Origin of the sequence: Burkholderia sp. 9120 (assembly GCF_000745015.1) — a bacterium.
Taxonomy (GTDB): Bacteria; Pseudomonadota; Gammaproteobacteria; order Burkholderiales; family Burkholderiaceae; genus Paraburkholderia.
The window spans coordinates 368860-382737 of sequence record NZ_JQNA01000001.1 but is presented as its reverse complement, the minus strand read 5'-3'; the positions used below and the strand labels follow the sequence as shown (position 1 = coordinate 382737).

Sequence of the window (13878 nt, the reverse complement as noted above, 5' to 3'; positions counted from 1 at the left end):
CCGCAGGTGCAACCCGGCGGCGACCGGAAGGAGCTACCGTGCGGGTTGAGTCGTGCAATAGTCGCGTGCTATAATCTTTGGCTAAGTCGCTCTCTGTCTTGGTTTTATTGTCCGGTATCAGTTCGAATCACGCTGAATTGGTCAAAAAGACGGCGGGAGCAGCTTCCCACGGCGTTCGTTGCTTGCGTCGTGGGGTGAAGCAGTATAAGGCAGCAGACTCGCAAGCCGGCGCACCCAGGGTGTCCGTCGCGTTACGCCAAATTGAAGGCGGGCGCGGCCGATGCGGCAGCCGGCTTAAGACCCAACCCTCGCGGAGATTTTCATGGCAGTTACTATGCGTCAAATGCTGGAAGCCGGTGTCCACTTCGGTCACCAAACGCGCTTCTGGAACCCGAAGATGGCTCCCTTCATTTTCGGTCATCGCAACAAGATTCACATCATCAACCTCGAAAAGACGCTGCCGATGTACAACGACGCGCTGAAGTACGCGCGTCAACTGGCAGCGAATCGCGGCACGATCCTGTTCGTCGGCACGAAGCGTCAATCGCGCGACACGATCGCTGAAGAAGCGCAACGCGCGGGTATGCCGTTCGTCAACGCACGCTGGCTCGGCGGCATGCTGACCAACTTCAAGACGCTGAAGGTGTCGATCAAGCGCCTGAAAGACATGGAAGCAGCGCTGGAAGCCGGCGAAACCGAACGCATGAGCAAGAAAGAAGCTCTGCTGTTCGAGCGCGAAATGGCTAAGCTGGTCAAGTCGATCGGCGGCGTGAAAGACATGGGCGGCATTCCGGATGCGATCTTCGTGGTCGACGTCGGCTACCACAAGATTGCCGTGACCGAAGCTAACAAGCTCGGCATTCCGGTTATCGCTGTGGTCGACACGAACCACTCGCCGATCGGCATCGACTACGTGATCCCGGGTAACGACGACGCTTCAAAGGCTGTCGCTCTGTACGCGGCTGGCGTGGCTGACGCGATCCTCGAAGGCCGTGCGAATTCGGTCAACGAAGTGGTGCAAGCTGCACGCGGCGACGGCGGCGACGAGTTCGTCGAGGTCAAAGCGGAAGCGTAAAGCTGCCCCGTGTCCGGCAAAAAAGGGGGCTTTCTACAGGCCCCCTTTTTTTAAGCCGCGACAGATGTAGCAGGGCGCTGCAAACGGCGCCCGAGCAGTGTCGAAAGTGTGGTTGCGTAAAAAAGTACGTGAAACGCTGAAACGAATTCTTGCCGCCGGCATCGAAGTCCGGGCGGCGTGTGACAGACGGAACTCAAGGAGCAAATGATGGCGGCAATTACCGCAAGCATGGTTGCAGAACTGCGCGCAAAGACCGACGCGCCGATGATGGAATGCAAGAAAGCGCTGACGGAAGCTGACGGCGACATGGCGCGCGCTGAAGAGCTGCTGCGCGTGAAGCTGGGCAACAAGGCCAGCAAGGCTGCGTCGCGCGTGACGGCTGAAGGCGTGGTTGCTTCGTTCATCGGCGGCAACGCGGGTTCGCTGGTTGAATTGAACTGCGAAACCGACTTCGTTTCGAAGAACGACGACTTCCTGGCGTTCACGAAGACGGTCGCGGAACTGATCGCCACGCAAAACCCGGCTGACGTCGCTGCGCTGGGCGCGCTGCCGCTGGAAGGCTCGACGGTCGACGCAGTGCGTCTGGCGCTGGTCGGCAAGATCGGTGAAAACCTGTCGATCCGCCGCTTCGTGCGCTTCGAGTCGGCAAACAAGCTGGCAGCGTACCTGCACGGCACGCGTATCGGCGTGCTGGTCGAGTACACCGGCGCGGACGAGCAGATCGGCAAGGACGTGGCAATGCACATCGCCGCAATGAAGCCGGTGTCGCTGTCGTCGGACGACGTGCCGGCGGACCTGATCGCCAAGGAACGCAGCATTGCTGAACAGAAGGCCGCCGAATCGGGCAAGCCGGCTGAAATCGTCGCCAAGATGGTCGACGGCAGCGTGCAGAAGTACCTGAAGGAAGTGTCGCTGCTGAACCAGACGTTCGTTAAGAACGACAAGCAGACGATCGAACAGATGCTGAAGGCTGGCAACTCGAGCGTGCAGAAGTTCGCGCTGTTCGTGGTCGGCGAAGGCATCGAGAAGAAGCAGGACGACTTCGCTGCTGAAGTGGCGGCTCAGGTCGCTGCTGCAAAGCAACAATAAGCTTGTCTTAAGCCTCAGCTAGTACCGTTGGACCCGCGGCGGAGCAAGACTTTGCCGCGGTCGGCGGCGCCGCAAGGCTGCGTGCGGGTTGACCCTCGCCACGCAGCCGCCGCTGGCGGACCCCAGGGTTCGTCAATTTGGCGGTGCTTGCCCGAATCAGTATTTCACCCCTACATTAGTCCCTTGTTGTTGCCCTGTTCTGCGCGATCTGGATACCCCTATGCCCACTGCCTACAAACGCGTCCTGCTCAAACTCTCCGGTGAAGCTCTGATGGGCGACGATGCCTTCGGCATCAACCGCGCGACCATCGAAAGAATGGTGGCGGACGTGGCCGAAGTGGTCCGTCTCGGAACGCAGATGGCCGTGGTGATCGGCGGTGGCAATATTTTCCGTGGCGTCGCGGGCGGCGCGGCCGGTATGGACCGCGCCACGGCTGACTACATGGGCATGCTGGCCACCATGATGAACGCGCTGGCACTGCAGGACGCCATGCGTCACGCCGGCATCGAGGCGCGTGTGCAATCCGCGCTGCGCATGGACCAGGTGGTCGAGCCGTATATCCGCCCCCGCGCGATTCGCCAGCTCGAAGAAGGCAAAGTCGTGATTTTCGCGGCCGGCACCGGCAACCCGTTCTTCACGACCGACACCGCCGCTGCGCTGCGCGGCGCGGAAGTCGGCGCGGAAGTCGTGCTGAAAGCCACCAAGGTGGACGGCGTCTATTCGGCCGATCCCAAGAAAGACCCGAGCGCGACCCGTTACACCACGATCAGCTTCGACGAAGCCATCGGCCGCAATCTGCAGGTGATGGACGCGACCGCGTTCGCGCTGTGCCGCGACCAGAAGCTGCCGATCCGGGTGTTTTCGATCGTCAAGCCGGGCGCGCTCAAGCGCATCGTTCAAGGCGAGGACGAGGGCACCCTCGTCCACGTGTAAACTCTCGTTCACATAACGTGGGCTTTAACGCGAGCCCAGGCCGCCGCATCGCGCGCGCCGGCCGGCTCGCACCGTTTTGAAGGTTCGGAGGTTTAAAAATGTCTGTGGCAGATATCAGGAAGGGCGCTGAACAAAAAATGCAGCGTTCCATCGACGCGTTCAAGAACGACCTGTCGAAGATCCGCACGGGCCGTGCGCACACGGGCCTGCTCGATCATATCCAGTGCGATTACTACGGTTCGCCGGTACCGATCTCGCAGGTCGCGAACCTGACGCTGATCGACGCGCGCACGATCGGCGTGCAGCCGTGGGAAAAGAAGATGGTTCAGGTCGTCGAAAAGGCGATCCGCGAGTCGGACCTCGGTCTGAACCCGGCCACGCAAGGCGACGTGATCCGCGTGCCGATGCCCGCGCTCACCGAAGAACGCCGCCGCGAACTGATGAAAGTGGTCAGGAGTGAAGCGGAAACGGCCAAGGTCGCCGTGCGCAATCTGCGCCGCGATGCTAACGAGCAGTTGAAGAAGCTCGTGAAAGACAAGGAAATTTCGGAAGACGACGAGCGCCGCGCAGGTGACGACGTTCAGAAGCTGACGGACAAGTTCGTCACCGAAATCGACAAGATCGTCGTGACGAAAGAAGCCGAGATCATGACGGTGTAGGCCTTAGGGCTCAGCACTTTCACGATTTCCACTTCTTTATTTGCAGTTATTGTCCCGACGGCCATGACCTATACCAGCTCAACCGTGCGCGTGCCTGATGTCGCCGCGGTGCCGCGACATATCGCGATCATCATGGACGGCAACGGCCGTTGGGCCACCCAGCGGCGTCTGCCGCGCGTGGCGGGCCATACGCGCGGCGTCGACGCGGTGCGCGCGGCCGTTGAGGCCTGCGCGCGTCAGGGCGTCGAATATCTGACGCTGTTCGCGTTCAGCTCGGAAAACTGGCGTCGCCCGAACGACGAAGTGTCGTTTCTGATGCGCCTGTTCGTCACCGCGCTGGAGCGGGAAATCGGCAAGCTGCACGCGAACGGCATCCGTTTGCGGGTGGTCGGCGATCTGTCCCGCTTCGATACGCGCATCCGCGACCTGATCAAGCGTGCGGAAAGCAAAACCGCGCGCAATACCCGTCTGACGTTGACCATCGCCGCCAATTACGGCGGTCGCTGGGACATCATGCAGGCCACCCGCAAGCTCGCCGAACAATCGGCGCTGGCGGGCAAGGCGGTCGAGGTCAACGAAGACTCGTTCGCCGAGCACCTGTCCATGGCTTACGCGCCGGAACCGGATCTGTTCATCCGCACCGGCGGCGAGCGCCGCGTCAGCAACTTCCTGCTGTGGCAACTCGCGTACACCGAGTTCTATTTCACCGACACGTTCTGGCCGGATTTCGACGCCGACGCGCTCGGCCACGCCATCGCTTCGTACGCGGAGCGCGAGCGCCGTTTCGGGCGCACCAGTGCTCAACTCGAGCCGCAATCGCAAAACGTCGATTCGCTTCCATGCTAAAAACCCGTGTCATCACGGCGATCATCCTGCTGGCAGTGTTCCTGCCGGTCACGTTGTTCGCGCCGGTGGGCGCGTTCGGCGCGCTGATCGCTTTCGTCGTCGTGTTCGCCGCGTGGGAATGGGCGCGCCTGCTCAAGCTGGGCGGCGCCGGTCCGGTGGTTTATGCGCTGGTGGCCGCGGTCGCGCTAGTCGCGAGCACGCGGCTCGGCACCGGCATTGCCGAGGCCCGTTCGCTGTTCAAGGCGGCGGCGATCTTCTGGGTGGTCGCCGGTCCGTTCGTGCTGCTGCGCAAGCCCACGCTCGCCCAAGGCGCGTGGCGCACCTTTCTGTTTCTTGCCGGCATTGTGATATTCGTCGCGTGCTGGCATGCTCTCGTCGCTGCACGCATGCAGGGCGTGCCGTTCGTTCTGTCGCTGCTGCTCCTGGTGTGGCTGGCCGATATCGGCGCATACTTCTCCGGAAAAGCGTTCGGCAAACACAAGCTGGCGCCTGCCATCAGCCCGGGTAAGACCTGGGAGGGCGCGGTCGGCGGCTGGCTGGTCGTGATGCTCGTCGCGGCGGCGGCGGTCTTTTTGCACGCGTTCGAGCCGACCCTGTATTCTTCGCTGCTGGCGCAATGGGGCGCCGTGCGCACACTGCTCGCACTGACCTTGCTGGTGGCATTCAGCGTGGTGGGCGACCTGTTCGAATCGATGATGAAACGCCAGGCCGGCGTCAAGGATTCAAGCGGCCTGTTGCCGGGGCACGGCGGCGTGCTCGATCGCATCGACGCCTTATTGCCGGTGCTGCCGCTTGCCATGCTGCTGCTCGGCTAGAGAAAGAGATATGCAAAAACGTCTGACATTGCTCGGTTCCACGGGCTCGATTGGAGACAGCACGCTCGACGTCGTCGCGCGTCATCCCGAGCGCTTTTCGATCTACGCGCTCACCGCGCATCGCAACGGCGACAAGCTCGTCGAGCAATGCCTGCGCTTTGCGCCGGAGATCGCGGTGGTCGGCGACGCCGACACGGCCGCGCAGGTCGCGGCGAAGCTGCGCGAGGCGAATAGCAAGACCGAGGTCACGTATGGACCGCAGGCGCTCGTCGACGTGTCGAAGAGCGACGCTTGCGACACCGTGGTCGCGGCCATCGTCGGCGCTGCCGGCCTTGCGCCGACGCTCGCCGCGGCGCGCGCCGGCAAACGCATCCTGCTCGCCAACAAGGAAGCGCTGGTCATGTCCGGCGCGATCTTCATGGACGCTGTGCGCGACAACGGCGCCGTGCTGCTGCCGGTCGACAGCGAACACAACGCGATTTTCCAATGCCTGCCGCGCGAAGCCGCGCAGCACGGCGGCGTCTCCAAAATCATCCTGACCGCGTCGGGCGGCCCGTTCCGTACCCGCGAACCGGCCACGCTCGTCGACGTCACGCCTGACGAGGCCTGCAAGCATCCGAACTGGGTCATGGGCCGCAAGATCTCGGTCGACTCCGCCACGATGATGAACAAGGGCCTCGAGGTGATCGAAGCCCATTGGCTGTTCGGTTTGCCGGGCGAGCGCATCGAGGTGCTGATTCATCCGCAGAGCGTGATTCATTCGATGGTCTCGTACGCCGACGGCTCGGTGCTCGCGCAACTCGGCAATCCGGATATGCGTACGCCGATCGCCCACGCGCTGGCTTTCCCGGACCGAATCGATTCGGGCGTCGCGCAACTCGACCTGTTGCAGGTCGCGTCGCTGGCGTTCGAAAAACCGGATTACACGCGCTTTCCGTGTCTCGCGCTCGCCATGAAGGCGCTGGCCGAGGGCGGTCTGGCCAGCGCCGCGCTGAACGCCGCGAACGAAGTCGCGGTGGAAGCCTTCCTGCAGCGTCAGATCGGTTTCATGGCGATTGCCCAGGTGGTCGACTCGGTGCTGAACGCGTTGCCGAACGGCAGTGCGCATGCGCTCGACGACGTGATCGAAGCGGATGCCGCCGCGCGTCGCGCCGCCGCCGAATTCATCGCGCGTCTGCCCGACAACGCTCGTCGCACGGAACGCGCCGTCCAGTGAGGCGCATATGAATCTGCTGATCGAACTGCTCGCCTTCGCGGTCGCGATTGGCGTACTCGTGGTTGTTCACGAGTACGGGCATTACAGCGTGGCACGGTTGTGCGGCGTCAAGGTGCTACGCTTTTCGATCGGCTTCGGCAAGCCGTTGTTCCAGTGGGTGAGCCCAAAAACCGGCACCGAGTGGACCATTGCCGCGTTGCCGCTCGGCGGTTACGTGAAGATGCTCGACGAGCGTGAAACGAGCGGTGCGCCGATTCCCGCCGACATGCTGCCGCAGGCGTTCAACCGCAAGTCGGTGTGGCGTCGTTTCGCCATCGTCGCGGCCGGCCCGATCGCTAACTTCCTGCTGGCGATCGTATTGTTCGCGCTGGTGTTCGCCACTGGTGTGACGGAGCCGGCGGCGGTGGTCGCGGCGCCTGCGCCGAACACGCCGGCAGCCTTGGCGGGCTTCGACGGCGGCGAGACCATCGTCGCGGTGCGCACCGGGAATGCCGGCGAATCCGAGCGGGTGCGTTCGTGGTCCGATCTGCGCTGGAAGCTGCTGGGCGCGGCGTTCGATCACAAGCGCGTCGTGCTGAGCGCGACCGACGCGCACGGCACGTCCGATTTCCAGCTCGATCTGCGCGGTCTCAGCGAGAAAGACGTCGACGACGATTTCATGTCGCACCTCGGCTTCGAGCCGGGCGGCGGCAAGCTGACCGTGGCGGGTGTGCAGCCGGGCAGCGCGGCGCAAAAAGCCGGGCTTGCCGTGGGCGATCGCCTGCGCGCGGTCGACGGTATCCCGACCGATAACGCCACGGCCTTCATCGCTTATGTAAAATCGCACGCCGGCAAGCCAGTGACGCTGCAGGTGGAGCGCGGCGGGCCAGCGGGACAAGCGGGGCCAGCGGGGCAGACCGCGGGCAAGCTCGAAGACATCAGCCTCGTGCCGCAGTCGCAGCGCGACGACGCAACCGGCCAGCAGGTCGGCCGCATCGGCGCGGAACTGGCGACCCAGGTGCCGTCTATCGACGTGCGCTACGGGCCCGTCGAGAGCCTGCAACTTGGTGCGCGTCGTACGTGGGATCTCGCGGTTTACTCGGTGCGAATGTTCGGCCGGATGATCGTCGGCGAGGCTTCGCTGAAAAATCTTTCCGGCCCCGTAACGATCGCCGATTACGCAGGAAAGAGCGCACGTCTAGGTCCTTCTGCATTCCTGTCGTTCCTGGCCCTTGTCAGTATTAGCCTTGGTGTACTGAACCTGTTACCAATTCCGGTATTGGACGGGGGTCATCTGTTATATTATTTGGTTGAAGCTGTAACCGGCAAAGTTGTCTCCGATCGCTGGCAACTCGTTTTTCAGAGGGCGGGTCTCGCCTGCATCGTCGCATTGTCGGCGATCGCGCTGTTCAACGATCTGGCTCGTTTAATCCATTTTTAAAGTGTCCGGCGGCGTTCACGATGGCGACCGTCTGACCTGATGCAGCTATACACACTGGGGAAGCACGTTGTTTAAACCTCATCGCTTTGTTCCAAAGACGGTTATAGCCGCGGCGTTTGCCGCGCATGGGCTGGTTGCTCACGCAACGACGCCCTTCGTGGTGCAAGACATCCGGATCGAGGGATTGCAACGCGTCGAACCTGGTACCGTGTTCGCCTACCTGCCTATCAAGCAAGGCGACACCTTCAGCGACGACAAGGCATCGGAAGCCATTCGCGCACTGTATGCCACGGGCTTCTTCAACGACGTCAAGATCGCGACCGAAGGCAATGTCGTTATCGTGCAGGTGCTGGAGCGTCCGGCCATCGGCACGATCGACTTTTCCGGCATCCATGAATTCGACAAGGACAACCTGACCAAGGCGTTGCGCGCGGTCGGTCTGTCGCAGGGTCGTTACTACGACAAGGCGCTCGTCGACAAGGCCGAGCAGGAGTTGAAGCGTCAGTACCTGACGCGCGGCTACTACGCGGCCGAAGTGACCACCACGATCACGCCGATCGACCGCAACCGCGTCGCGGTGCTGTTCTCGGTGGGTGAAGGTCCGAGCGCGAAGATCCGCCAGATCAACTTCATCGGCAACAAGGCGTTCAGCACCGGTACGCTGCGCGATGAAATGCAGTTGTCCACGCCGAACTGGTTCTCGTGGTACACGAAGAACGACCTATACGCGAAAGACAAGCTCACCGGCGACCTCGAAAACGTCCGCTCGTATTACCTGAATCGCGGTTACCTCGAGTTCAGCATCGACTCCACGCAGGTGTCGATCTCGCCGGACAAGAAGGACATGTATCTGACGGTCACGCTGCATGAAGGCGAGCCGTACTCGATTTCGAGCATCAAGCTCGCCGGTAACCTGCTCGACCGCGAGCCGGAGCTGGCCAAGCTGATCAAGATCAAACCGGGTGACCGCTTCTCGGCTGAAAAGCTGCAAGCCACCACCAAGGCTATCGTCGACAAGCTCGGCGAATACGGCTATGCGTTCGCAACCGTCAACGCGCAGCCGCAGATCGATCAGGCCAACCACAAGGTCGACCTGACGCTGCAAGTGGATCCGAGCCGCCGCGTCTACGTGCGCCGCATCAACGTGGTCGGCAACACGCGTACCCGCGACGAAGTGGTGCGCCGCGAAATGCGCCAGCTCGAAAGCTCGTGGTTCGACTCGAACCGCCTCGCGCTGTCGAAAGACCGGATCAACCGTCTCGGCTACTTCACGGACGTGGACGTCACCACGGTGCCGGTCGAAGGCACGCCCGACCAGGTCGACGTCGACGTCAAGGTGGCCGAAAAGCCGACCGGCGCGATCACCCTGGGTGCGGGTTTCTCGTCGACCGACAAGGTGGTGTTGTCGGCGGGTGTGTCGCAAGACAACGTGTTCGGTTCGGGCACGAGTCTGTCGGTGAACGTGAATACCGCGAAGACCTACCGTACGCTGACGGTCACGCAGGTCGACCCGTACTTCACGGTCGACGGCATCAAGCGCATTACCGACGTCTACTACCGTACGTACCAGCCGCTGTACTACTCGACGGACTCGAGCTTCAAGATCGTGACCGTGGGTGGCGACCTGAAATTCGGTATCCCGTTCTCGGAAGTGGACACGGTCTACTTCGGCGCGGGTCTCGAGCAGAACCAGCTGGACATCGACGCGAACACGCCGGCTTCGTACAAGCAGTACGTGCAGGACTTCGGCCGTGTTTCGAACAACGTGCCGATTACGGTGGGCTGGTCGCGCGACGCGCGTGACAGCGCGCTCGTGCCGAGCCGCGGTTACTTCACGCAGGCCAATGCCGAATACGGCACGCCGATCGGCGGCACCCAGTACTACAAGGCCGACATCAACGCGCAGTACTATTATTCGTTTGCGCGCGGCTTCGTGCTGGGCTTCAACTTCCAGGGCGGTTACGGTAACGGCCTCAGCGGCAAGCCGTACCCGATTTTCAAGAACTACTACGCTGGCGGTATCGGCTCGGTGCGGGGCTTCGAGCCGAGCTCGCTGGGTCCGCGCGACAAGACCACGGGCGACCCGATCGGCGGTTCGAAGCTGCTGGTCGGCAATATCGAATTGACGTTCCCGCTGCCGGGTACGGGCTACGACCGCACGCTGCGGGTCTTCACGTTCCTCGATGCGGGTAACGTCTGGGCCGACGCGAGCGCCGCAGCCAATTCGACTGGCGCAAACGGTCTGCGTTACGGCTACGGTGTCGGTCTCGCGTGGATTTCGCCGATCGGGCCGCTCAAGCTCAGCTTGGGCTTCCCGCTCGTGAAGCACACCGGCGACCAGTATCAGAAATTCCAGTTCCAGATCGGGACGGCATTCTGATCGGGCGGCGCGATCCCACCACGGGTGTTGCCGCTGCGAATTATCGGCAGCGGCCGACCCCGGCGGCGGGCGGCTGGCCTAATTACAGAATCGAGAGGATGACTTTGCTAACCGGTATGTTTTCGAAACGTGTGGCATGCGCGCTGGCGCTGGCAATGACCTTGGGTGTCGGGGTAGCGCACGCGCAGGAAGCCCGGATCGCCGCGGTGAATTCTGATCGGATCCTGCGGGAATCCGCGGCCGCGAAGGCCGCGCAGGTCAAGCTCGAAGCCGAGTTCGCCAAGCGCGACAAGGATCTCGCGGACATGGCGCAGAAGCTGAAGACCCTGTCCGATTCGCTCGACAAGAACGGTGCGTCGATGTCGGTGGCCGATCGCGCGCAGAAACAGCGCGATCTGTCGCAACTGGACACGGACTTCCAGCGCAAGCAACGCGAGTTTCGCGAAGATCTGAACCAGCGCCGTAACGAAGAACTGGCGGCGGTGTTGGACCGCGCGAACAAGGTGATCAAGCAGATCGCCGAGCAGCAGCACTACGACCTGATCGTTCAGGAAGCGGTGTATGTGAGCCCGCGCATCGATATCACGGACCAGGTGCTCAAGGCCCTGGCCGCGTCGGGTAACTGAACGGCGCAAGCGCCGGGCGTTGGCTCGCGAGTGGGTGGCTCCTACGCCGCCCACGATCATTGCCCGGTGGCGGCAAAGACGTAGAACTGACAAGTTGGACTGAACTGCAGGAGACTGGATAGGCATGGCATTTACGCTTGAGGACATCGTCCAACGGTTCGGCGGTGAAGTAGTCGGAAACGGTTCGCAGCGCGTCGGCAGTCTTGCGCCGCTCGACCAGGCAGGTCCGGACCAACTGGCGTTCCTCGCCAATCCGAAGTACCTGTCGCAGGTCGAAACGACCCGCGCGGGCGCGGTGTTGATCAATGCCGCCGATCTCGCCAAACTGGCTCCGAGCGAAAGCCGTAACTTCATCGTCACGCCGAATCCGTACGCTTACTTCGCGCGCGTCGCGCAGACCTTCATCGACCTCGCCGCGCCCAAGGTTGCGCCGGGTGTGCATCCGAGCGCCACGATCGACCCGTCCGCGCAGATTGCCGCGAGCGCGGTGATCGGCCCGCATGTCACGGTGGAAGCCGGTGCGGTGATTGGCGAAAACGTGCGGCTCGGCGCCAACGTGGTGATCGGCCGCGGCACACGGATCGGCGCCGGTTCGCATCTGTACCCGAATGTGGCGGTGTACCACGGCTGCAAGCTCGGCGAGCGCGTGATCGTGCATGCGGGCGCGGTGATCGGCTCGGACGGTTTCGGCTTCGCGTCGGATTTCGTCGGCGAAGGCGACGCGCGTACCGGTAGCTGGGTGAAGATTCCGCAGGTCGGCGGTGTGTCGATCGCGAACGACGTCGAGATCGGTGCGAACACCACGATCGACCGTGGCGCGATGGCCGACACGATCATCGAAGAGTGCGTGAAGATCGACAACCTCGTGCAGATCGGCCATAACTGCAAGGTCGGCGCGTACACGGTGATCGCCGGTTGTGCGGGCATTGCGGGCAGCACGACGATTGGCCGCCATTGCATGATCGGCGGCGCGGTCGGCATTGCCGGCCATGTGACGCTCGCCGACTACGTGATTGTCACGGCGCAGTCCGGTGTATCGAAGTCGTTGTCGAAGCCCGGCATGTACACCAGCGCGTTCCCGGCCGTGAATCACGCCGACTGGAACAAGAGCGCGGCGTTGCTGCGCAATATCGGCAAACTGCGCGACCGTATCAAGGCGCTCGAGAACGCCGCGGGCGACAAGCCGGCGGCTGCCGAGGCAAGCGCATCGTCGAACCTGTCGAACGCAACGGATAACCCGGCAGCTAGCAATTCCGCAGACGAGCAAGCCTGAGCTCGCGAAGTAATTCGCCGGGCGGCTTGCCGGCACCGCGTAAAATGGCGGGCTAGCATCAGAAGCAACGTCGGTTGCCGTGACCGGGTGGCACGGCCGCCGGGTCAGGGCGAGCGCCGGCAGCACGCGTTACTAACCCACCTGCACCAGCATTCGCAGTCATCATCGCGCAGTCAATGCGTGAGCAGAAACACCATGAGCACCGAAAAAATCAATCTCGACATTCATAAGATTCTCACGCTGCTGCCACATCGTTACCCGATCCTGCTGGTCGACCGGGTGCTCGAACTTGAGCCGCACAAGCGCATCAAAGCGTTGAAGAACGTGTCGATCAACGAGCCGTACTTCCAGGGGCATTTCCCGACCCGTCCGGTCATGCCCGGCGTGCTGATCCTCGAAGCGCTCGCGCAAACCGCGGCGCTGCTGACGTTTTCGGAAGAGCCGAGCGATCCGTCGAACACGCTGTACCTGTTCGTCGGTATCGACAATGCGCGCTTCAAGCGCGTGGTGGAGCCGGGCGATCAGTTGATCCTGAATTGCACGTTCGAGCGTCATATGCGCGGCATCTGGAAGTTCAAGGCGCGCGCCGAAGTGGATGGCGTCGTGGCGGCAGAAGCCGACCTGATGTGCGCGGTGCGGCACACGGACAAGGACGCTTAAGTCAGCGTCCGGTTAGCCCGTGGCTCGATGCCGGCGCGGCCGGCGTCGCCCGGGCCCATCCAGACAACGCAACAGAATCAGAAGCGAGGACGCATGAGCAGGATTCATCCCACTGCGATCGTCGAACCGGGCGCACAAGTCGACGAGTCCGTCGAAATCGGACCGTATGCCGTGATCGGCGCACATGTGACGATCGGCGCACGGAGCACGGTCGGCTCGCATAGCGTGATCGAAGGTCACACCACGCTCGGCGAAGACAACCGGGTCGGCCACTACGCATCGGTCGGCGGCCGTCCGCAGGACATGAAGTACAAAGACGAGCCGACCCGGCTCGTGATCGGCAACCGCAACACGATCCGCGAATTCACCACGATCCACACCGGCACGGTGCAGGACGCGGGCGTCACCACGCTCGGCGACGACAACTGGATCATGGCTTACGTGCATATCGGGCACGACTGCCACGTCGGCAATAACGTCATTCTGTCGAGCAACGCGCAGATGGCCGGCCACGTGACGATCGGCGACCACGCGATCGTCGGCGGCATGTCGGGCGTGCATCAGTTCGTGCGCATCGGCGCGCACTCCATGCTGGGCGGTGCGTCGGCGTTGGTGCAGGACATTCCGCCGTTCGTGATCGCCGCGGGCAACAAGGCGGAGCCGCACGGCATCAACGTCGAAGGGCTGCGCCGCCGCGGCTTCTCGCCGGACGCGATTTCGGCGCTGCGCTCGGCCTATCGCCTGCTGTACAAAAACGGCCTGTCGCTTGAAGAAGCGAAGGTGCAGTTACGCGAACTGGCATCCGCGGGTGGCGACGGCGACGAACCGGTGCAGACGTTGCTCGCGTTCATCGAAATGTCGCAACGCGGCATCATCCGCTAACCG

The 13878-nt window shown here is 62.7% G+C and carries 13 protein-coding genes; all 13 read left to right on the top strand.

Translation table 11 applies throughout. The annotated features are described in order from the left end of the window. Nucleotides 1–322: 322 nt before the first annotated feature. The 13 genes from rpsB to lpxA all read left to right on the top strand — a co-directional run bounded on the left by rpsB (nucleotide 323) and on the right by lpxA (nucleotide 13875). Nucleotides 323–1075, top strand: coding sequence for a 30S ribosomal protein S2 (gene rpsB, locus FA94_RS01655; RefSeq protein WP_035546198.1), 753 nt, complete (start codon nucleotides 323–325; stop codon nucleotides 1073–1075). A 207-nt stretch (nucleotides 1076–1282) separates the two neighbouring features. Continuing rightward, complete coding sequence (gene tsf / locus FA94_RS01650; protein ID WP_035546196.1) at nucleotides 1283–2164, top strand: translation elongation factor Ts; 882 nt, start codon at nucleotides 1283–1285, stop codon at nucleotides 2162–2164. A gap of 220 nt (nucleotides 2165–2384) precedes the next feature. Next, the gene (pyrH, locus tag FA94_RS01645; RefSeq protein ID WP_035546194.1) at nucleotides 2385–3098 is read left to right on the top strand and encodes a UMP kinase; all 714 of its coding nucleotides are present in this window, start codon (nucleotides 2385–2387) and stop codon (nucleotides 3096–3098) included. A 98-nt stretch (nucleotides 3099–3196) separates the two neighbouring features. Next, complete coding sequence (frr, locus tag FA94_RS01640) at nucleotides 3197–3757, top strand: ribosome recycling factor (RefSeq protein WP_035546193.1); 561 nt, start codon at nucleotides 3197–3199, stop codon at nucleotides 3755–3757. Between the two features lie 63 nt (nucleotides 3758–3820). Next, a complete protein-coding gene (gene uppS, locus FA94_RS01635) occupies nucleotides 3821–4603 on the top strand; it encodes a polyprenyl diphosphate synthase (protein ID WP_035546192.1) in 783 nt (260 codons plus the stop codon). Continuing rightward, nucleotides 4597–5418: a phosphatidate cytidylyltransferase gene (locus tag FA94_RS01630; RefSeq protein WP_035546190.1), complete on the top strand. Its 822-nt coding sequence runs from the start codon at nucleotides 4597–4599 to the stop codon at nucleotides 5416–5418. Before uppS ends, FA94_RS01630 begins: the two co-directional genes overlap by 7 nt. Nucleotides 5419–5428: 10 nt before the next feature. Continuing rightward, entirely contained in the window at nucleotides 5429–6634 is a 1206-nt protein-coding gene (locus FA94_RS01625; protein ID WP_035546188.1) for a 1-deoxy-D-xylulose-5-phosphate reductoisomerase, read from the top strand. 7 nt (nucleotides 6635–6641) lie between these two features. Then, nucleotides 6642–8054: an RIP metalloprotease RseP gene (rseP, locus tag FA94_RS01620; protein WP_035549054.1), complete on the top strand. Its 1413-nt coding sequence runs from the start codon at nucleotides 6642–6644 to the stop codon at nucleotides 8052–8054. A gap of 67 nt (nucleotides 8055–8121) precedes the next feature. After that, nucleotides 8122–10434, top strand: a complete 2313-nt coding sequence (gene bamA / locus FA94_RS01615; protein WP_035546187.1) for an outer membrane protein assembly factor BamA — start codon at nucleotides 8122–8124, stop codon at nucleotides 10432–10434. Between the two features lie 104 nt (nucleotides 10435–10538). Further along, complete coding sequence (locus FA94_RS01610; RefSeq protein ID WP_176061444.1) at nucleotides 10539–11060, top strand: OmpH/Skp family outer membrane protein; 522 nt, start codon at nucleotides 10539–10541, stop codon at nucleotides 11058–11060. A 124-nt stretch (nucleotides 11061–11184) separates the two neighbouring features. Continuing rightward, nucleotides 11185–12333 (top strand): UDP-3-O-(3-hydroxymyristoyl)glucosamine N-acyltransferase, encoded by a 1149-nt coding sequence (gene lpxD, locus FA94_RS01605; RefSeq protein ID WP_035546184.1) that lies wholly within the window; start codon nucleotides 11185–11187, stop codon nucleotides 12331–12333. A 195-nt stretch (nucleotides 12334–12528) separates the two neighbouring features. Beyond that, complete coding sequence (gene fabZ / locus FA94_RS01600) at nucleotides 12529–12993, top strand: 3-hydroxyacyl-ACP dehydratase FabZ (protein ID WP_035546182.1); 465 nt, start codon at nucleotides 12529–12531, stop codon at nucleotides 12991–12993. A 93-nt stretch (nucleotides 12994–13086) separates the two neighbouring features. Then, a complete protein-coding gene (gene lpxA / locus FA94_RS01595) occupies nucleotides 13087–13875 on the top strand; it encodes an acyl-ACP--UDP-N-acetylglucosamine O-acyltransferase (protein WP_035546180.1) in 789 nt (262 codons plus the stop codon). Nucleotides 13876–13878 lie beyond the last annotated feature (3 nt).

Excerpts from the sequence above, each read along its gene's own strand:
- FA94_RS01630 (WP_035546190.1), top strand. The coding sequence starts at position 4,597 with ATGCTAAAAACCCGTGTCATCACGGCGATCATCCTGCTGGCAGTGTTC.
- FA94_RS01625 (WP_035546188.1), top strand. The coding sequence starts at position 5,429 with ATGCAAAAACGTCTGACATTGCTCGGTTCCACGGGCTCGATTGGAGAC.
- tsf (WP_035546196.1), top strand. The coding sequence starts at position 1,283 with ATGGCGGCAATTACCGCAAGCATGGTTGCAGAACTGCGCGCAAAGACC.
- rseP (WP_035549054.1), top strand. The coding sequence starts at position 6,642 with ATGAATCTGCTGATCGAACTGCTCGCCTTCGCGGTCGCGATTGGCGTA.
- uppS (WP_035546192.1), top strand. The coding sequence starts at position 3,821 with ATGACCTATACCAGCTCAACCGTGCGCGTGCCTGATGTCGCCGCGGTG.
- pyrH (WP_035546194.1), top strand. The coding sequence starts at position 2,385 with ATGCCCACTGCCTACAAACGCGTCCTGCTCAAACTCTCCGGTGAAGCT.
- frr (WP_035546193.1), top strand. The coding sequence starts at position 3,197 with ATGTCTGTGGCAGATATCAGGAAGGGCGCTGAACAAAAAATGCAGCGT.
- rpsB (WP_035546198.1), top strand. The coding sequence starts at position 323 with ATGGCAGTTACTATGCGTCAAATGCTGGAAGCCGGTGTCCACTTCGGT.
- fabZ (WP_035546182.1), top strand. The coding sequence starts at position 12,529 with ATGAGCACCGAAAAAATCAATCTCGACATTCATAAGATTCTCACGCTG.
- lpxA (WP_035546180.1), top strand. The coding sequence starts at position 13,087 with ATGAGCAGGATTCATCCCACTGCGATCGTCGAACCGGGCGCACAAGTC.
- lpxD (WP_035546184.1), top strand. The coding sequence starts at position 11,185 with ATGGCATTTACGCTTGAGGACATCGTCCAACGGTTCGGCGGTGAAGTA.